The following is an 18,359-nucleotide window of genomic DNA, read 5'->3' on the forward strand; positions in this document are numbered from 1 at the left end:
TCTCCACCAGAAAGTAATAGTTGCTAGTTTAGAGTGAGATACAGTTATTTAAAGCAAGGAAAATCAAAAGCTAAGTGTAGTATCGCTTGGCTTCTTATAAAGGAGTTTATTGATCTATGTGGAATACTCTTTGAAAGCACATGCTGTATCTAATCTAAGGTTCTTCACCACAGTGTGAGCTTAATAATTTGTAAGGAACCCTAGGTAGCGAATTATGGTAGGTAAAATACAGGAAATTCACTTCTACAAAAAAATCTGTTTAACAATAGGGCAGTCCTATAAACAAAGTCCTATTCAAAAAGATTTCACTTCTGATTTAAAAAACAAGACCTTGAGCATATTTTAATTCACAGTAAAATTATTTTAGGGGGAGAAGCAATGAATAATAATCACGACATGGAAAAACAAATAGATACTTATCAAAATGTTCCTATACTCAATGGGGGACTAAGAAAAGAAGTACGTGAGTCACATCTTGCAAAATATCCTCACGAGGAAGAAATATTAAAGCCTTTTATAAATGGATTCTATGTTACTTGGGGAGGTAGGAAAAGAGCATTCAATACTGAAATATCTCAATATATACTTAACCCCGTTGAATATATGAAGGAAGCGTATGGATTTAATAATGCAGTACTTTTAGTATATTCTAATTATGATCGTATTGAAGCAAGAACGATTCAAGCGGCAGATTCTTGCTTTTTAGAATTTCCGGCGAAAGGGCGAGTGGAAACGCTTAATTGGATTCTTGTATCAGAATCCAATGATGTAAAAGAATATGTAAGGAGTTATACCGCAGATAATGATGAAGTTAAAGTAATCATAGCACTAACCGGGGAAGAAGTTCGAGAGGCTAAAGGTGACTCTTTTTTTGTAAGAAATGAATTAAATTTGCAATTTTTTAGTCGGGATCTCTTTGATTTTAAGCTTCCGCTAATAAGTGATACTTATTTTTTTGGAAGATCAAATCTTGTAACTACACTAATTGACTCAGTTAAAAGTGGGAAAAATAGAGGTATATTTGGACTGAGGAAAACTGGTAAAACATCAGTTTTGTATAAGTTACGTCGAGTGATCGATGATCAAAATATAGGATCAGTTTTTTATTATGACTGCAAGCTAATTAGAAGGAAGAGGTGGCATGAGCTCTTACAAAAAATTATAATTGATATTTCAAAAAAGTTTTCCTTAAGTATTAAGGAACTTTCACTTGATGAAAAAAACATTTCTGATTCTTTCGTGGAATTTATTCGCACTACCCCTTCGAATCAAAAAATTGTTTTAATGTTTGATGAAATTGAGTGGATATCCTTTAAAGCAAAAAAGGATTTGCATTGGCACGAGGATTTTGTTGATTTTTGGCAAACAATTTGGGCTGCTCAAAGTGAAAGTAGACATTTAACTTTTTTGGTAGCAGGAGTTAATGCAAGTGCGGTAGAAGTAGACATTATAGATGGTGTTCAAAATCCTCTTTTCAGCCTCGTTACCTCACAATATTTAAAGGGATTTACTTTTGATGAAACTAAAGAAATGGTCCGTCGACTTGGTAAGAAAATGGGGATTAATTTCTCTGTAGATGCTATGGAATATATTTTTCAAAGGTATGGCGGTCTGCCCTTATTCACTAGACTGGCATGTAGCATTATGAATAGTAAATTATTAAGTCATGGTATTAAAAGACCGTACACTATTAAACTGGATGAATTAACAGCTGATCAGGATAGTAGAGAATCTGAATTAGTAGATTATTGTCAACATATTTTATCAGAACTGATCGAATTTTATCCTGATGAATATAAGCTTCTAGAATTACTAGCTAGCGGAAGAAGAATTGATTATTTAAATTCTCCTCATCATCGTAGCCAAAGTAAGCATTTACGAGAATACGGTTTATTAGAATACGATGAAAACGATCAATTGCCTAAAATAAGAATCCCTGTAGTTGAAAGATATATTGGAATAGAATTAGCAAGTAAAGAAGGGCGTAAAACAATTTTAAGCGTAGTACCTGGTCAGCAAAGAAAAGACTGGATCGAAAGAAGAAAGACTTCAATCTCTAAAGATATTAGATTACTGGAAAAAGTTATTAGGCAAAAGGGGATGCCCACGTTGTTTGGGCCTAACTCTTTTCCAGAAGCTGACCGCTTCTCAACACTTGAGCCTTGCGAAAAATACGATCAGTTTGTGCACTTCATTAATGTTTGTAATAGATGTTTTGTTGAACCTATTGAAAACTATGCCTCCTCGATGGCAAAGAAAAATTACTTTTGGGATGATATAAAAAACAACTATGCAGTTTTGTTTCAAGCTCTTTTGAGAATCAGAATTTATAGAAACGATCATATGCATATTGTACTTAAGCCTGCAGTAAATCAAGTACTTTCTGACTTTTTAGAAAAAGATTTGGAAGGACAAAATCCAGGAGATTTAGAAGAATTATACTTTATGTTGCAACAATGTGTGCTTGATGGTTTAATGCTAGCGACTCAAGTTGAATTGAATAAGTTGACTTAAACTGTGATGTGTGCTCTCACTTTACTTCGCCCATGTGACAGGACTAGGATCTAACAAGTAGTGGGATACTGTCACATTTTCGCCTGGGTTGTGCTGAAGAAGAAAATCAGGCTGAACCAACGTATAACCTGTTACGGGGCGATAATCGGGGGAAATTAAAACTGTAACTACAGCCCTACAAGCTTATGTATCATATCTTTGGACAGGAGTTCGACTCGACTCGCAAACATTTACAGACTGACTAAAACAAGGTGAGGGACACGTGTCCCTCACCTGTTTATGCTTTTGTAATACACCTGAATCAGTTCTCGACTAACAAAAGCAGACGGCATACATCATATTTTACAATTCGTCCCCTTCTTCACTCGCCTCACTTACCTTACTTGTTCAACAGATGATCCAGCTCCAATTCCTTGGACACCGCAATAAGCACAACGGCGGGTTCCTCACCAATATTAGTCACCTCATGGGGTACAATCGCGTTCCATGTAAACGAATCTCCCGCTTCCAGCGTCTCGACATCCTCCCCCTGCTTCGCTTGGATGACACCTTGCAGTACCAGATGACTCTCCTCGCCCGCATGTTTGCTGATCCCAGTCGAAGCTCCTGCTGGCAGTTCTACAATGGACATTCGCATCGCACCTTTTGCCGTTAACTGCTGTACTTTGATCTGCCCGCTACCTGCTGTGGTCTCCTTGCGTTCATGTTTGCGGACCACATTCATACGTTGCTCCGACGTTAACAACAGGTAAGGCAACGGTACGCCGAGATAGTCCGCGATGCTTTCCAATGTAGCGATGGACGGTGACGTTTTGTTATTTTCCACATTGCTGATAAACCCTTTGGACAACCCCGTCCCCTCACAGAGCTGCATAATCGTAATCTGTTTCTGTTTGCGTATCGTTCGAATGGCCAAGCCAATATCCATGTGACCGCCCTCTCTTCTCTCTAACTACCGTTTCATTGAAATCAAGATTCAACCGCTGTCTCTACAAAAACAAGGCGATTGCCGAATGGATCGGTAATGGTCATCTCCCGTGAATCCCAAGGCGTTTTTTGGATACCCGGTCTCGCATATTTATATTTTTGCAAAGAAATCCGCTCATGCAGCTCCTCCAGATGCTCCGTCTCAATGCGTAATGCCGCACCAGGAGTACAGTCTCCGTGATGTTCGGACAGATGAATAATAATCTCATCCTGCGACACTTGCATGTACAGCGGCATATCGGCCTCGAATCGATGCTCCCAGTCCACGTTGAACCCCAAGAAATCCGTGTAAAATTCCTTTGCCTTCGCTTCATCAAAAATTCGAAGAATAGGTACAATTTTTTTCATCATCGTCTTCACGTCCTCCTCTACAGAAATAAATGTGCATATCCGATGCTCAACCCAAGTTCCCTTATACAAAACATATTTTCATCATACAAAAAAAATATTGACCTTACAATAAAAGCATGATAAATTTTGTTCATCAATAAGAATATTATTTTCACATTAGTGAACTTTATGTTTTTAGTTTAATCCATGTCATTACTTCTTTCCACTCATTTGCTTCATTGGTTCGATCTATGCATTCATTTTATACATTCGATTCATCGCAACTCATATTCCACCTGGAGGTGTATTGGTTTGAATTCTACTTATATTCATGAGGTGAAGCTGCCTCCACATTACGATAAAGCCCAGCAATATCCCGTTATTTTTGCCTTGCACGGCATGGGATCAGATGAACAGGACATGCTTCGATTAATGGAGCCGCTGTCTTCCGATTTTATTATTGTTGCCATTCGTGGGCCTATTGTACAGGGCGGTGGTTATGCTTATTTCCAGATCAAAAGTATAGGCAATCCCGTTCGCGAATTATACGATGCCTCGGTTCAAGGACTGCAACAGCTCATCATCGAGCTGTCGGCGCAATATGCGATCGATCCTGCACGGCGTTATATCGCCGGATTCAGTCAGGGCGGCATCATGGCGATGACGCTTGCCTTGGTGATGGGTGATGCCATCAAAGGCATCGTGGCTATGAGCGGATACATTCCACAGTTTGTTAAGGAGGAATATGCTTTGCAACCTTCGTCCAACCTGTCCGCATTTATCTCACACGGCGATCAGGATCACCTTTTCCCGTTACAGCTGGGTGAAGATAATGCTTCGTTTTTCCAGAATTATACGAATCAAGTTACGTATGTGCCATACAGCGGGGGTCACCATGTAACCCCTGAGTTATATGCCCAACTCCAACACTTCCTTCGGACGGATGCTCAGGTCAATGCCGAAGATATGAAAGGAATGACTGAATCATGATGCCATCTTTGTTTATCGCCCATGGCGCTCCTTCACTTGCACTGGAGGAGAATGCGTACACCGAATTTTTACAAAAGCTTGGGCAGGAGCTGCCCAAACCTAAAGCGATCGTCCTGTTCTCCGCTCACTGGGAATCGACGACACAGCTCGTATCTGCTGTAACCGGCTCATATGACACGATCTATGATTTCGGCGGTTTTCAACCTGAACTGTACCAGATCAAATATCCAGCGCAAGGACATGCCGAAACAACCGCCGAGATCGTCAAGTTGTTCACCGAAGCGGGAATTTCAGTACAGACGGATGAGGTACGCGGCCTGGACCATGGAGCGTGGGTTGTACTACGCCTGCTTTATCCCGAGGCAGACATTCCTGTAATTGCTCTGTCCGTGAACCGTTATCTGACGGGTGAGCAACAGTATCAGGTAGGCCAAGCACTCGCTTCTTTGCGGGAGCAAGACGTGCTTGTCATTGGCAGTGGCGGAACCGTGCATAACCTGCGCCGTCTGAACTGGGAAAGTCAAGGTGTCGATTCCTGGGCTATGGAATTCGACAGCTGGCTTCAAGATAAGCTGGAGCGCTGGGATACCAATGCCCTGTTCGCATATGACAAGCTTGCTCCTTCCGCACAGGCAGCGGTTCCTACGCCAGAGCATTTTGTGCCAATCCTGATCGCCATGGGTGCAGGAGATGAGAAGAAACAAGCTTCTCTCTTGTTCCGGGCATATCAGTTGGGCAACTTGAGTTTGTCATGCTGGAGATTTGAATAACGAAACATGAGATTGGTTTAAAACATATAGATACCAAATAGAGACCAAAGCGTGAGTCACGGGGAAACCCTGCTACTCACGCTTTTTTGAGATATTGTTAGGCTGAATGCAATTGCATAGACACAAGTGCACTTTTACACATCCATATTCGTTCATTATTCAGGACTCCCGCTTGGGTCTATCGTTTCTTGTACGAGCTTACGGAGTAAATCTATACTAATGGGAAACCATCTCATCATCAGATTTACCAGACGAGTATGACATGCGAACCGCTCATAAGGAGGCGAAACATGATGTCAGAACCAAAATCAGAACAACGGATCGATGAACTCATGCAAGAGTTGCTGGAGCTGCTGGAAGAAAAGGTGCAGGATGAGGAGAACCAGGAGTTGCTGGAAGCCTATCGCGAACAGGAAGGAGCAACCGATGAGGAACTTGATGCGTTCGAACAATATTACAATATAAGACTACCGGCAGATTTCAGGACATTTTACAAACGTAAAAACGGCAGTGGATATGCCTTTCACATCCTTTTTCCAGGTGATGCCGCACAAAATGAAGATATGGTCTTCTACATGTTATCGCTGGAACAAATGAAGAGAGAACATGACGGTACTGTAGAGATTCGGATGGAAGACTATTTTTCCGAAGAAGAAATGCGTGAGCTGGACCCACGAATCAAGCCTTATTTGCATCAGAAATCATGGATTACCTTTGGCAAGCTGGGAGGCGGTTCGCTGTATTTGATGATGGATTTTGACCCGACAGAGGAAGGAACATATGGACAGATCATTATGTTCAAACATGATCCTGACTTTGTCTATTACGTAGCCGGAACCTTCACCGAATTGCTGGAGCAATCCAATCGTAACTTGCGTGAGATCGATGTGATCGAATACTAAGTCAAATTGAATGACTCCAATTATATGAACAGCCATTATCGTCTGGATAGTGATATGACCATTTTTTCATAATGCTGGGAGTTGTAAAGGCGGTTATAATAACATTTAGTGGAAATGCACAAGCTACCGAAAGAAGGACTGTCTTTCTACACCAACTACATATCTGGGAGGAACTACCGAAGTGGCTGAACAACCGAAGTCAGAGAGCTTTATGTCTCTCGTCAAAAAAGGCAACACATCCTCTGCTGTAGCCATGGCGGGTAACGCCGTACTTGCACTATGTAAAGGAGGAGCCTTTATATTCAGTGGCAGCGGCGCCATGTTCGCGTCAGCAATGCATTCACTGGCCGATGCCATTAACCAAGGGTTTGTATTTGTCGGAAGTGTATTATCCGAGAAAAAACCTACACGCCGCTTCCCGACCGGATTCGGACGGGTCATCAACATTTTCTGTATGATTGCCGTTATTGTGGTGACGATTATGGCCTATGAAACCATTCACGAAGGCATTCATTTACTCAAGCATCCTGCTGGTCACTCGGGCGGACTGTGGATCAACATTGGTGTGCTTGTGCTTAATATTGTGATCGATGGAGCCATCCTCATCAAAGCCATGAAGGAAATCTTGAAAGAAGCTCGTGCTCCCAAAGCGACAGGGTTTGCCCTGGTGCCTGCAGCGATTAAAAATGTAGGGCGCGCCGCACCTCCAACCCGCCTTGTATTTTACGAGGACGTTGTAGCTGTGCTTGGAGCAACGCTTGCGCTCGTTTCTGTTGTTGTCATTGCACTGACAAACTTTGCTTTGCTGGACGGGATTGTCACCACCATCATCGGATGTCTGATGATCGCCGTTGCTTTCCGTGTCGGCTATGACAACATGATCGGTCTGATCGGTGTCGCCGCACCGCAGGATATCGAGGACAAGGTGTCCCAGACGATTTTGGCAGACAGCCATGTGGCTGATATTCAAATGATGCGAATTATTCAGGAAGGCCGATATTACCATGTCGAGGGTCTAATTGAATTGACCAAGGGACTCAGTCTCGCGGATGCGGACGATATCAAGTTCCGGATTCAGGAGAAACTGATGACAAACCCGGATATTGCTGACGCGGCGATCTCCATTATCGAAGACGACGGCGTGAACAGCTGGGGCAAGAAACATTCGGATGTTATCAAATAGCAGTGAAATCGCAGGATACTAGCTAACATATCCCTGCTTCATCTGTACAACAAAGAAACGAAGCAGGGTGTGTTCTGCTTCGTTTCTTTTGTATTCTTCGATCTTTTTTATCTCCTGTCCCTCTGTTCCTTATTCCTCATGTGCGATGCTCATCTAATATGGCTATCCCTCTCCGGATCACCGTGCCTGCTTCATTCCCATTTTATTCACCTTATCCAGCCATTTCTGTCTAAATTCGTCCGTGGACTTACGGATCGGGCTAATCTCGGTGACACGTACCGGAGATACTCCAGTGAATTTAAGGATGTTGGATTTCATGATTCGATGCCCTGATTCTCGATATACCAATATATTGTACAAACGTGGCGTATCTGAAGTCACAATCAACTGTGCAGACTTGCCTTTTAGAAGTTTGTCCCACAGAGGCGAATTGTCACGATATTTTATGACAAATCCAGGCAGAAAGACCCGATCAAAAAAACCTTTCATGACAGCAGGCATCGTTCCCCACCATGTCGGATAAACAAACACCAAATGTTCGGCCCAACGGATCAACTCCTGTGCTTTCAGCAAATCAGGCTCCAGTTCGGTTCGCTGCCGATAACCATATCGAAGATTCGGATTGAACTCGATCTCACTCAGATCGATTATCTTCACTGTAGCTCCCGATTTCCTCGCTCCGGCTGCGTAAGACTGTGACAACGCCTTGCAATAGCTTTGCGGATCGGGATGACCATTAATGATAACAATTTTATTTGCATTCATACTTGTGTTCCTCCTGTATAATATGATCTATGAAGACCGATGAAACGGACATATCACAAGCATAGAGCGAACGAAGGCATAAACAAATGATCAAGGGCGCTGAATCATTGCGGATTCGCGCAAACGGAGGAATTATGAAACATCTTAATCAAAGTGTCCCGATATCCATGGTATATCCTATTTTGAAAACGCTGGTACACAAAGGTTTTGACACGGAATCCTTTTTTAAAGACATCGATGTAGACCCCTCCATCCTGGAGAACCCGGATGCCCGGATTCCCGTCACTGAATTGGAACGGATCATGCGGCGTGCTGCTGATTATGCGAATGATCCCTATTTTGGATTAAACCAGGGTGGGCGGCTGGATTTTGCGGATTTAAGTCTGCCCGGATATGTGATGATGCACTCCAAAACGATTGGTGACGCGCTTGGCGCGTACCAGCGGTATAACGATATTTTGTATAGTGGATTTCAACTGGAGTGGAAGGTCGATGGGCCGGATGTGATCATTCAGTTGTCTGTGCAAAATGAAGAAATTCCCATGTCTCGCCATTGCGTAGAGGATATGGCTGTTTCGGTATTACATCTGATCAACAAGCTGGCGAATCATCGGGCCGTGGTACGAGAAGTCCAATTCCGTCACGAAGCCCCTGACGGGGCAGGTGATCTGTCTGTTTACGTGAACTCCCTTGGGGTCACTCCCGAGTTCGGTGCTACCCAAACCCTGCTGCGTCTATCCAAAGAGGTCCTGACGTTGCCCGTTTTATATTCGGATGCCAGGATGTTGAAGATTTTCGAGTCCATGGCGGAGGAGACCCGGGCAGACCTGTATGCCTCTCAGCCCTTCTCCAGCAAAGTAAGCCGCTTAATCACGGAGAGTCTGCCTTCCTTCTTCCCCACATTACAACACACGGCAGCACATCTCGGCGTGAGCATTCGCACACTACAGAGCAGATTGCGTGAAGAAGGTACAACGTTTAACGAAATTTCTGTTCAGGTACGGAAGGAAATGGCTCTGCATTATTTACAAAGAGGCAACTATGCTGTCGGCGATATCGCCTATGCCCTGCATTTTTCAGAACAAAGTGCTTTTCAGAATGCGTTCAAAAAGTGGACAGGACAGACTCCGGGACAATACCGGGCTAATCTGGCGATTCGGCAGGGAGAGAACCGTAACCCCATACCTAGACTTTAGTCTAGGATAAGTTTAACGCCAAAGACGGAGGTTCCCCTTTTCCAGTTCGTGGTATGCTGTGTATAACGAAAGTGATGATACATATTGCACGGATGAAAGATTCCACAATCAAAAGGAGAGAAATTATGGCTAAACGTACGATTCTTGCACCTGTCCTGATTTTGCTTGGTGTATACCTGATTCTGAATCAAGGCGGCACCATGGGTCCAGGAACAATCTTTGCTACTTTCTGGCCTACGTTATTTGTGATTCCGCTTGGACTGTTCTTCCACTGGCTATACTTCGCCATGATTGGCCGTGGCGTTGGGTTGCTCGTTCCCGGCGGCTTGCTGCTGGCCGTGGGTATTGTATGCCAGATCGCGATGCTGTTTGGTAACTGGGGCACCATGTGGCCGGGCTTCATTCTGGCGCCAGCGGTCGGTTTGTTTGAACTCTACTGGTTTGGCGGCAAAAATAAATGGTTGCTGATTCCGATCAATATTCTGACGGTTCTTTCCCTGTTGTTCTTCGCTGTCATGTCGATCGGTTCCGTACTGAGCAGTATGAGCTATATTCAACCTGTCGTAGCGATAGTGCTTATTGTGGGCGGGGCGTATCTCATCATGGGGCGCAAAAAGCATATGTAGTGGCATGATATCCGATGAGGTTGGCTAGATTACACTAAGCCACTCCGGGGACAGAACAACTGCGGATCGCTGTTACTCCCGGATTTTTTTGAATCTCCTATCTGATGAGAAAATCCAGTTGGTAGCGTATGCTTCCGAAGTAGCTTTCTTCCAGAAAGCTTTCAGGCGAGCGCTTCGCTTCCTTCGTTTGTCCTGTCCCCTCCGTTAACGTGTAATCTCATATTCATCGGATATCGCACTTCAAAGCCATTGCTTTAGAGCAGGTAAAAGAAAGGGAACATTCCTGATCCATACGTGATCAAGGGATGTTTTTTTTATTATTGTTGTTCTTATTAGGGTGAAACTGCCTGTTCATTGGGTTTTGATTGCATAGCAATATTGTATTTAATCCAGAAAAAAAGGATCAGAGGCAGGGCCGCGTTTGACGCGATAAAGAAAATCAGTGAAGGTATTCCGGCAAGTGGCATGTAGCTTATGCCTGTCACTTGAACGAATAACTGCTCGCCGTTCGGGCCGTCAGAGAACAGGATGGATGATGCTCCGTTCCAGCCCAGATGGCTACCTGCTGCAAGAGCTATAGAACCGGTTTTGGCATACGCATATGCCCAAACCAAGCCCATGATAAAGGTCGTTGTAAATACAATAATCATTATCGGGATGTTTCCGAACACACCGCCCGAGAACCAGTGATACATTCCAAACGCCATGGAAGAAAGTACGACTCCCCATCGGACTCCTAACCCGTGAATCATAAGTACAAGCAGTGCACCACGGAAAAGCAATTCCTCAAACCAGACCGACTTGAAGTTCCACCAACTCGCTTTCCAAAAATCAGCCCAGGAATATTCCGGGTTTAGCTTCCAGTTTGACATGGTGACCAGGGATTCTGTCCAGTGAACCGCCGAGGACACAAGGATACCCAACAGCAAAGCTATGGCAAATTGCCGCAGACGCAACCCTGCCGGATGGTACCCGAGCACAGACAACGGTTGCTTGATCGTGAAACGAAGCAAGAGCCAAGATAACAGCACAAGCACGATAACGACTAACATCAAGCCCCTCCTTTCCTTTTCATTTTAGTAAGACAAAATCAATTCAAACATCACATCTGCACAGTCAGAGATTTTTCTCCAATTCATCCGTTCCGTCCCCTCCATCCCGATATACTCTTCATATTCGGGGTTATGGGCTTTAGTACGCACGGGTGTAAATAAAGTTCCCGGCAACCAGAATTGTCAGAGCGGTCTTAGGATCAATGCTATGTTCTAAACCTTTTGCCACGCTCTTCGTTTCGTTCCCTCAGAACCTAGAATTCACTCAACGTCAAATATCCCCTGAGGCCACCCATAGGCTCAGGGGTATTTGAGTTGCACTTGTTGCATTCGTTACAGTTCGCGCAGCTAGCGTCGACTGAAGGACAATTATTTACTATGCATTTTAAATTCAAGGAACAGATCGTTATAATGCGATAGCATTTTTTTGCCCAGATTGTTGTAAACCTCCAGCTTGCTTGTTAGTGTCTCGTCTGGATAGAAGCGTTCATCCTGCGAGATATCTTCTGGTAGCAGCTTAAGTGCCTCCGCATTCGGTGTGGAGTATCCCACGTACTCTGCGTTGCGTGCGGCATGATCCGGGTCCAGCATAAAGTTGATAAACTGGTGCGCGCCGTCCACGTTTTTGGCTGTTTTCGGGATGACCATGCTGTCGAACCAGAGATTTGAACCTTCCTCCGGTACCTTGTAATCCAGCTTGTCATTCTGATCCATAATCTCCGATGCATCCCCGGACCATACGAGTCCAACCGCGGCTTCTTCGTTGGCAAGCAACATTTTGATCTCGTCCCCAACGATGGCTCTTACGTTAGGTGTCAGGGTAGACAGCTTTTTGAGTGCAGCCTGAAGATGATCTTCATTCGTATCATTAAGTGAGTACCCCAGACTATTCAGCCCCATACCGATGACCTCACGGGCACCATCGAGCAGCAGGATCTGATTTTTCAAACGCGGGTCCCACAGGTCATTCCAGCTGTCAAATGTCAGGCCACCCACCAGCTCCGGATTATACACGATACCAACCGTGCCCCAGAAATAAGGGATAGAGAATTGGTTATCCGGATCATAGTTCAAGTTCAGGAACCGGGCATCGATGTTTTTCAGGTTGGGCAGCTTGTTGTGGTCGATCGGAACGAGCAGGTTCTCTTCTTTCATTTTGCTAATCGCATATTCGGAAGGAATCGCCACGTCAAACGTTGTGCCACCCTGTTCAATCTTGGTCAACATCGCTTCATTGGAATCAAACGTCTGATAGATGACCTTCATGCCAGATTCTTCTTCGAATTCCTTCAAGAGATCCGGGTCGATATAATCGCCCCAGTTGTAGATCGTCAGCGTGTTTCCACCGGAATATCCCTGACTTTTATTCAGATACGAAGCCAGAATCATCAGGGCAAATGCGGCCACAAACACAAGCGCGAATGTTCGTACCAACTGTTTCATGGACGCAACCCCTTTCCTCCAGGTGGTATCCGTGTTGCACGGCGGTTAATGAAGTAATATCCAACCACTAACAACACCGTGAGCAGGAACAACAAGGTAGACAGGGCATTAATCGACAGTGACACACCCTGCCTTGCTCTGGAGTAAATCTCCACTGAGAGCGTGGAGTAGCCGTTCCCTGTCACAAAGAAGGTTACGGCAAAGTCGTCGAGTGAATACGTCAAAGCCATGAAAAATCCAGCAAAAATACCGGGCTTCACGTAAGGCAGCACGACACGCGTCAGTATTTGCCATGATCCTGCACCCAGATCGCGAGCCGCATCCATCAAGGTTGGGCTCATCTCCTGTAACTTAGGGAGCACCATAATCACAACAATCGGTACACTGAATGCGATATGAGACAGCAATACCGAAGTGAAGCCGAGTTTGATGCCAATCATCGTAAACAAAATCAGGAATGATGCACCGATAATGACATCCGGGCTAACAATCAGTACGTTGTTCAGGGATAACAGCGTATTTTTGGTCCGTTTGCGACGGACATGATAAATCGCCAGTGCGCCAGCCACACCCAAAATGGTTGAAATCGCAGAGGACAACAGCGCAATGATAAACGTATTTAACACGATAATGAGCAAGCGGGTGTCCGCAAAAACTTCCCGGTACCATTCCAGCGTGAAACCCTCGAACCCCCGCATATGGCCGCCGCTATTGAACGAATAGAAGATCAAATAGGCAATCGGCGCGTACAAAATGGCGAATACAACAGCCAGATAGACATTAGACAGCTTTCCGTTTCTTCCCATTTCGCACCTCCTTCTTGCCTGATCCGGTCAGAAACATAATGACCGCCATCGCGATAATCAAAAAGACGGCAATCGTCGAACCCATGCCCCAGTCCTGGGTAACGAGAAAATGCTGCTCAATCGCTGTACCCAGCGTAATAACACGGTTCCCCGCAATGAGGCGGGTAATCATAAACAGGGACAGCGCCGGGATGAATACCGCCTGACAGCCTGATTTCACCCCGCTGATCGTCAGCGGGAAGATCACGCGGCGGAACGTCAGCCAGGATGAAGCGCCAAGATCCCGTGCAGCATAGATCAGGGACGGATTCATCTCTTCCAGCGCGTTAAAGATCGGCAGAATCATAAACGGAATGAAGATGTACACCGAAACAAAGATAAAGCTGAAATCGGTAAACAATATCTGCTGCGTCCCAATGCCCACCACTTCCAGCAGGGAGTTGGTCAGACCGTATGTGCCGAACAGGCCGATAAAGGCGTACGCTTTTAACAGCAGATTGATCCAGCTTGGCAAAATAATCAGCAACAACCACAGCTGCTTATGCTTCGTCCGAGTCAACATATATGCCGTTGGATACGAGATCAGCAGCGAGAACGCCGTGATCAGAAATGCGTACCAGAATGAGCTAAGCGTCATCTGCATATACACTGGCGTAAAGAACCGCGCATAGTTGCCCAGTGTGAAGTTGCCCTCCACATCAAAGAACGAATAATAGATGACCAGCAACACCGGCGCTACAACGAACAACACCATCCATAACACATAGGGAATCAGATACGCATTGCGCGTGCTGGCTTTAGTCTGCATGAGCGGCCTCTTGGTAAGCTTCGAGTCGTCTGTCGAACTCTTCCTCGGTTTCGTTGAAACGCATGACGTGAATGGCTTCCGGGTCAAAATAAAGCCCGATGCGCGATCCCACGACCGCTTTCTTCGTCGAATGAATCAACCATTCGTTGCCTGCGTCATCGTAGGTCGAGATTTCGTAGTGCACGCCGCGGAACAGCTGCGAGTCTACCTTCACCTTGAGCTTGCCCTGCTCCTCGGTTGTGATCTCGAAGTCCTCCGGGCGGATAACAATCTCAACGGGCTCGTCCGCTTGCAAACCCTGGTCGACACATTCATACTGTGCACCTGCAAACTCAACGACAAAGTCCTGCTTCATCCTGCCAGCCACGATATTCGACTCTCCAATAAAGTCCGCAACAAAGCGGTTAATCGGCTCATCATAAATATCATTCGGCGTACCGCTCTGCTGAATGACACCGCCGTTCAGGACAAAGATTTCATCCGACATCGCGAGTGCTTCTTCCTGGTCATGCGTGACAAAAATAAACGTAATACCCAGCCGCTGCTGCAGCTCCCGTAACTCGTACTGCATCTCGGTACGAAGCTTCAGGTCGAGCGCTGACAAAGGCTCGTCCAGCAGCAAAATTTCCGGCTCGTTCACAATCGCGCGGGCAATCGCCACACGCTGGCGCTGTCCGCCGGACATCTCGCCAATCTCCCGGTTCTCATAACCGGACAGATTAACAAATTTGAGAGCTTCGAGCACTTTGCTACGAATCTCGGATGTTTTCATTTTTTTAATCCGCAAGCCGAAGGCCACGTTCTCGAATACATTCAAATGTGGAAATAACGCATAGTCCTGAAATACCGTATTCACCTGACGCTGATGCGCAGGCACCTTGTTAATCAATGCGCCGTTAAAATAAATGCTGCCCTCGGTCGGCTCCGCAAAGCCGGCAATCAGCCGTAATATCGTTGTTTTACCGCAACCGGACGGACCGAGAAGCGTATAAAATTTCCCACGTTCAATCTCAAAGCTGACAGCTTTCAATACAGCCTCATCCTGGTCATATTGCTGTGTCACCCGCTCGAACCGAATGATCGGTTGTTGTTCTGACATGCTTCACGTCGCCCCCTTATCCTTGGGTAGATCCTAAGAAACCTTACCTATTATACACGACTTTAATTAAGTCATATCTCGAATATGAATAATTTAACCCATTTTCTTTTGTTTTGAAAGGTCACGCGCGTACGTTACAGATATTAATAATATGGCAATAAATCTATTTTCTTATGAATTAGTCTTCTATACAAACGAATTAATAGATTCGGAATAGTATAACGTATATCCATCACAAGGAGGTATTCTTCATGGCTAACTACTTGTCCCCACACTCTCCAAAGAGTAAAGCTGCCAACAAAAGCAAACTGGTATCCAAAAACCGCGCGAAAAACAAATCTAAAAACAACGCAGGTAACACAAGCAAGTCAGAGCATATTCAGGAAACTGTCGTTAACGTCATTCTGCCTGAATCTAAAGAGAAAGATACACATCACCACCACCATCATCCACACAACCATCATCACCATCACTGCAATCCCGGCTGCAATCCTTACTGGTAACTATCCATTCCAATATGTTGGCTCACCCATACGAGTTGATAGATTCAAAAAATAAAACGTATATTAATGAAGGAGGCTTTACCATGACTAACTTCTTCTCACCGCTCTCTCCAAAAAGCAAAGCTGCCAACAAAAGCAAACTCATTTCTAAAAATCGTGCGAAAAACAAATCTAAAAACAATGCAGAAAACACAAACCATGCAACACATATTCAAAAAACCGTTGTTAACGTTGTTATACCTGACCACGAAAATAAACACCCTCACCATCATCACTGATGGGAAACCCTGTTCAGCATTGATGTAAATTTCGCAGCATAAGTCTCACAAGAAGACGTAGCAGTTACATCTGCTACGTTCCTTTTTGAGTTATTTTAGTTTTTCGAAGTGATTCAAAAAGAATGAATGATGCCGGGACTCCATATCATGGAGTTGAGGTGAGGAAGACCATGGAAATGCGTCGTAATTTACCCCTTTTGATGAGTGTCTGTTTTCTTAGCCAGATGGGGGGATTTATGATTCTGCCCCTCTTTCCGGTATATATCGACCAACTTGGCCTATCTGGCTGGGAGATGGGGTTCATTTTCGGATTGTTCTATTTAGGTAAAGTAGCCGGCGGGCTCCCTGCCTCTGCTCTCTATCGCCATGTAGGGGTCAAAATATCTCTCGTCCTTATGTTGCTGATGCTCGCCATATGTACAGCTGGTTTTGCCATTGCCTCTACGCCCCTGTTCCTTGGCCTGTTGCGGCTATTGCAAGGAATGGCTTCAACCGGGCTGACCGTCATCGTACGCTCCATCATCAGTGACGGAGGAAATAGCGATAACCGGGGACTATACAACGGATACATCAGTAGTAGTGAGGGTGGGGGCATGATCCTAGGGCCGGTCATCAGCGGCTGGCTTACGCTCCACGTACCGCTGTCCGTTCCGTTCTGGCTGGTTGCATGCTGTTGTCTGATCGCCATGGTTGTTGTTATGGGTATGCAAAACAAAACAACGTATGGATCATCTGGCTCAATACCCATTCTAGAGTCGAAGGATAGTGAAGTTCTCTCTTCGGCTCCTGCAGATCAAACTTCACGTCAAGAAAAGATCGCTCAGGAGTATGCCTCCAATAATACACAGTCTTGCCCAAGTAATGGCACAGGTCCTATTTCTGTCCCACTTACAGGATACATAACGGTGCATGTCCTGGAGATGAGTGCCTATGCCGTTTTCTTGACGTATTTTGCACTCTATGCAACTCAAATCATGCAGTGGGATACCTTCTCTGCCAGTCTGGCCTTTACCATAGCCGGTATTTCTACGCTTGCGGCTGCCCCTTTTGTCGGTTTTCTCTCCGACCGCTTGGGTGATCGGCTCCTGCTGTGCATGCTGGGCATGTTCCTGATCGGCGTTGAAGTCGTTGTTTTTCTAAGTACATCTGTCCACCTCTGGGTGTACATTGGCATGTTCGTCGGTGGCATTGGCGGGGCTTGTTACATGGATTCCTTTTTTGCACATATTGGGGATCACACTCCTGAAGTGAATCGAAGCTCTGTCATTGGTAAAATTGTCTCGTCTGCGGAGATCGGCTCTATGGTATCTCCTCTACTCGCAGCACTTCTGATGGAGACCTTGTCTCTATATGCTGTATTTGTCTTTAATCTTGTTCTGATCGCGGCAGCCATCGCCGTTCAAGCCATCATGCGAAGCAGGTATCGGATGAAAGAGAGCTGACGTAGCAGTTCTTTTAAGTGAAAAGTAAACTTGATCAAGGCTTTATCTTAAGAAACTTCTTTTATTTATGTATTTTCAACGATTTTGCGTTTTATGTAGGGATCTGTATTGTGAGGCAGTTTACGCGTGTTCGGGTATTCATCATCAACGATTCTGTGCTCAACCGAAACCGAAGCAAAAAAGCAGAGCTATTACCACGAGTCTTTGATCATCCACGGATAAACTCATCAGGTATAGGTTTCACCGCAGAATACCTACTTATGGATCTAGTCGAGGCAAACGAATAACGCTGCGAGAAGTGTTTCAAAGTATTCCCTCATCGACTGCTAAGGACATTAACGGCTCCGTCATCGTATGAACGATCTACGCTCTGCCCGTGAAGCTTGTATTTGTTCGTAACTAGAAAAAAACGAGAAGAGAGAACACCTGATGATCGAGGAAGGATGCACATTGTCGATTGGGAGCATGGAATGAGTAGCCTACAGAAAAACGCGAACGGTACAAAGCAGGATGACCTCTGCTTTGTACCGTTTAGACCAATCGGTGTTAACCTTTTTTACCGATGAGTGTTTCAAGGGCTTTTGAGACAGCCCCGTTGAATTTCAAATTGAATTATGGATTGCGATTTCTGAGTGTTCCAACAATGAAAACAACCAATAAAACTA

Annotated in this window: 18 protein-coding genes; 10 read left to right on the top strand and 8 right to left on the bottom strand. The window is 45.1% G+C overall.

Annotation, left to right across the window (positions count from 1 at the left end):
• The first annotated feature begins 378 nt into the window (after positions 1-378).
• Positions 379-2,514, top strand: coding sequence for an ATP-binding protein (locus Q9R46_RS18095; RefSeq protein ID WP_311281185.1), 2,136 nt, complete (start codon positions 379-381; stop codon positions 2,512-2,514).
• 379 nt (positions 2,515-2,893) lie between these two features.
• On the opposite strand, the gene Q9R46_RS18100 is transcribed toward Q9R46_RS18095, so the two are convergent.
• Together Q9R46_RS18100 and Q9R46_RS18105 are read right to left on the bottom strand one after the other, a co-directional pair.
• Positions 2,894-3,442: a helix-turn-helix domain-containing protein gene (locus tag Q9R46_RS18100; protein ID WP_145333555.1), complete on the bottom strand. Its 549-nt coding sequence runs from the start codon at positions 3,440-3,442 to the stop codon at positions 2,894-2,896.
• Between the two features lie 41 nt (positions 3,443-3,483).
• Entirely contained in the window at positions 3,484-3,852 is a 369-nt protein-coding gene (locus Q9R46_RS18105) for a glyoxalase superfamily protein (protein WP_311281186.1), read from the bottom strand.
• A 291-nt stretch (positions 3,853-4,143) separates the two neighbouring features.
• On the opposite strand from Q9R46_RS18105, the gene Q9R46_RS18110 reads away from it, so the two are divergent.
• From Q9R46_RS18110 to Q9R46_RS18125, 4 genes are all read left to right on the top strand, one after another.
• Entirely contained in the window at positions 4,144-4,821 is a 678-nt protein-coding gene (locus tag Q9R46_RS18110; RefSeq protein ID WP_311281187.1) for an alpha/beta hydrolase, read from the top strand.
• The gene (locus tag Q9R46_RS18115) at positions 4,818-5,591 is read left to right on the top strand and encodes a DODA-type extradiol aromatic ring-opening family dioxygenase (RefSeq protein ID WP_311281188.1); all 774 of its coding nucleotides are present in this window, start codon (positions 4,818-4,820) and stop codon (positions 5,589-5,591) included. The genes Q9R46_RS18110 and Q9R46_RS18115 overlap by 4 nt, the downstream gene beginning before the upstream one ends.
• Before the next feature lie 290 nt (positions 5,592-5,881).
• Complete coding sequence (locus Q9R46_RS18120) at positions 5,882-6,493, top strand: SMI1/KNR4 family protein (RefSeq protein ID WP_311281189.1); 612 nt, start codon at positions 5,882-5,884, stop codon at positions 6,491-6,493.
• A gap of 181 nt (positions 6,494-6,674) precedes the next feature.
• Positions 6,675-7,676 carry a cation diffusion facilitator family transporter gene (locus Q9R46_RS18125; RefSeq protein ID WP_145333560.1) on the top strand — a complete coding sequence of 334 codons (1,002 nt, stop codon included), beginning with the start codon at positions 6,675-6,677 and terminating at the stop codon, positions 7,674-7,676.
• A 177-nt stretch (positions 7,677-7,853) separates the two neighbouring features.
• Here Q9R46_RS18125 and Q9R46_RS18130 read toward each other — a convergent pair whose 3' ends face one another.
• Entirely contained in the window at positions 7,854-8,441 is a 588-nt protein-coding gene (locus Q9R46_RS18130) for an NAD(P)H-dependent oxidoreductase (protein ID WP_311281190.1), read from the bottom strand.
• A 134-nt stretch (positions 8,442-8,575) separates the two neighbouring features.
• On the opposite strand from Q9R46_RS18130, the gene Q9R46_RS18135 reads away from it, so the two are divergent.
• On the top strand, positions 8,576-9,637 hold the full coding sequence (locus Q9R46_RS18135) for an AraC family transcriptional regulator (RefSeq protein ID WP_311281191.1): 1,062 nt from the start codon (positions 8,576-8,578) through the stop codon (positions 9,635-9,637).
• 125 nt (positions 9,638-9,762) lie between these two features.
• Positions 9,763-10,263 (top strand): hypothetical protein, encoded by a 501-nt coding sequence (locus tag Q9R46_RS18140; RefSeq protein WP_311281192.1) that lies wholly within the window; start codon positions 9,763-9,765, stop codon positions 10,261-10,263.
• A gap of 332 nt (positions 10,264-10,595) precedes the next feature.
• Here Q9R46_RS18140 and Q9R46_RS18145 read toward each other — a convergent pair whose 3' ends face one another.
• From Q9R46_RS18145 to Q9R46_RS18165, 5 genes are all read right to left on the bottom strand, one after another.
• Entirely contained in the window at positions 10,596-11,315 is a 720-nt protein-coding gene (locus Q9R46_RS18145) for a CPBP family intramembrane glutamic endopeptidase (RefSeq protein ID WP_311281193.1), read from the bottom strand.
• A 369-nt stretch (positions 11,316-11,684) separates the two neighbouring features.
• The gene (locus Q9R46_RS18150; RefSeq protein WP_311281194.1) at positions 11,685-12,758 is read right to left on the bottom strand and encodes an ABC transporter substrate-binding protein; all 1,074 of its coding nucleotides are present in this window, start codon (positions 12,756-12,758) and stop codon (positions 11,685-11,687) included.
• Positions 12,755-13,564: an ABC transporter permease gene (locus Q9R46_RS18155; protein ID WP_110895773.1), complete on the bottom strand. Its 810-nt coding sequence runs from the start codon at positions 13,562-13,564 to the stop codon at positions 12,755-12,757. The genes Q9R46_RS18150 and Q9R46_RS18155 overlap by 4 nt, the downstream gene beginning before the upstream one ends.
• Positions 13,539-14,372, bottom strand: coding sequence for an ABC transporter permease (locus tag Q9R46_RS18160; protein WP_090924110.1), 834 nt, complete (start codon positions 14,370-14,372; stop codon positions 13,539-13,541). Before Q9R46_RS18160 ends, Q9R46_RS18155 begins: the two co-directional genes overlap by 26 nt.
• On the bottom strand, positions 14,362-15,471 hold the full coding sequence (locus tag Q9R46_RS18165) for an ABC transporter ATP-binding protein (RefSeq protein ID WP_145333567.1): 1,110 nt from the start codon (positions 15,469-15,471) through the stop codon (positions 14,362-14,364). The genes Q9R46_RS18160 and Q9R46_RS18165 overlap by 11 nt, the downstream gene beginning before the upstream one ends.
• A gap of 251 nt (positions 15,472-15,722) precedes the next feature.
• On the opposite strand from Q9R46_RS18165, the gene Q9R46_RS18170 reads away from it, so the two are divergent.
• The 3 genes from Q9R46_RS18170 to Q9R46_RS18180 all read left to right on the top strand — a co-directional run bounded on the left by Q9R46_RS18170 (position 15,723) and on the right by Q9R46_RS18180 (position 17,694).
• Positions 15,723-15,974, top strand: a complete 252-nt coding sequence (locus Q9R46_RS18170; RefSeq protein WP_090924108.1) for a hypothetical protein — start codon at positions 15,723-15,725, stop codon at positions 15,972-15,974.
• An 83-nt stretch (positions 15,975-16,057) separates the two neighbouring features.
• A complete protein-coding gene (locus Q9R46_RS18175; RefSeq protein ID WP_090924107.1) occupies positions 16,058-16,252 on the top strand; it encodes a hypothetical protein in 195 nt (64 codons plus the stop codon).
• Positions 16,253-16,428: 176 nt separating this feature from the next.
• Complete coding sequence (locus Q9R46_RS18180; protein ID WP_311281195.1) at positions 16,429-17,694, top strand: MFS transporter; 1,266 nt, start codon at positions 16,429-16,431, stop codon at positions 17,692-17,694.
• Positions 17,695-18,359: the final 665 nt, after the last annotated feature.

The sequence above is a fragment of the Paenibacillus sp. RRE4 genome, from assembly GCF_031844205.1.
Taxonomy (GTDB): Bacteria; Bacillota; Bacilli; order Paenibacillales; family Paenibacillaceae; genus Paenibacillus; species Paenibacillus xylanexedens_B.

Bases quoted from the DNA above. Each gene is read 5' to 3' on its own strand.
- Q9R46_RS18095 (WP_311281185.1), top strand. From the start codon at position 379: ATGAATAATAATCACGACATGGAAAAACAAATAGATACTTATCAAAAT.
- Q9R46_RS18100 (WP_145333555.1), bottom strand. From the start codon at position 3,442: ATGGATATTGGCTTGGCCATTCGAACGATACGCAAACAGAAACAGATT.
- Q9R46_RS18105 (WP_311281186.1), bottom strand. From the start codon at position 3,852: ATGATGAAAAAAATTGTACCTATTCTTCGAATTTTTGATGAAGCGAAG.
- Q9R46_RS18115 (WP_311281188.1), top strand. From the start codon at position 4,818: ATGATGCCATCTTTGTTTATCGCCCATGGCGCTCCTTCACTTGCACTG.
- Q9R46_RS18120 (WP_311281189.1), top strand. From the start codon at position 5,882: ATGATGTCAGAACCAAAATCAGAACAACGGATCGATGAACTCATGCAA.
- Q9R46_RS18130 (WP_311281190.1), bottom strand. From the start codon at position 8,441: ATGAATGCAAATAAAATTGTTATCATTAATGGTCATCCCGATCCGCAA.
- Q9R46_RS18135 (WP_311281191.1), top strand. From the start codon at position 8,576: ATGAAACATCTTAATCAAAGTGTCCCGATATCCATGGTATATCCTATT.
- Q9R46_RS18140 (WP_311281192.1), top strand. From the start codon at position 9,763: ATGGCTAAACGTACGATTCTTGCACCTGTCCTGATTTTGCTTGGTGTA.
- Q9R46_RS18145 (WP_311281193.1), bottom strand. From the start codon at position 11,315: ATGTTAGTCGTTATCGTGCTTGTGCTGTTATCTTGGCTCTTGCTTCGT.
- Q9R46_RS18150 (WP_311281194.1), bottom strand. From the start codon at position 12,758: ATGAAACAGTTGGTACGAACATTCGCGCTTGTGTTTGTGGCCGCATTT.
- Q9R46_RS18155 (WP_110895773.1), bottom strand. From the start codon at position 13,564: ATGGGAAGAAACGGAAAGCTGTCTAATGTCTATCTGGCTGTTGTATTC.
- Q9R46_RS18160 (WP_090924110.1), bottom strand. From the start codon at position 14,372: ATGCAGACTAAAGCCAGCACGCGCAATGCGTATCTGATTCCCTATGTG.
- Q9R46_RS18165 (WP_145333567.1), bottom strand. From the start codon at position 15,471: ATGTCAGAACAACAACCGATCATTCGGTTCGAGCGGGTGACACAGCAA.
- Q9R46_RS18170 (WP_090924108.1), top strand. From the start codon at position 15,723: ATGGCTAACTACTTGTCCCCACACTCTCCAAAGAGTAAAGCTGCCAAC.
- Q9R46_RS18175 (WP_090924107.1), top strand. From the start codon at position 16,058: ATGACTAACTTCTTCTCACCGCTCTCTCCAAAAAGCAAAGCTGCCAAC.
- Q9R46_RS18180 (WP_311281195.1), top strand. From the start codon at position 16,429: ATGCGTCGTAATTTACCCCTTTTGATGAGTGTCTGTTTTCTTAGCCAG.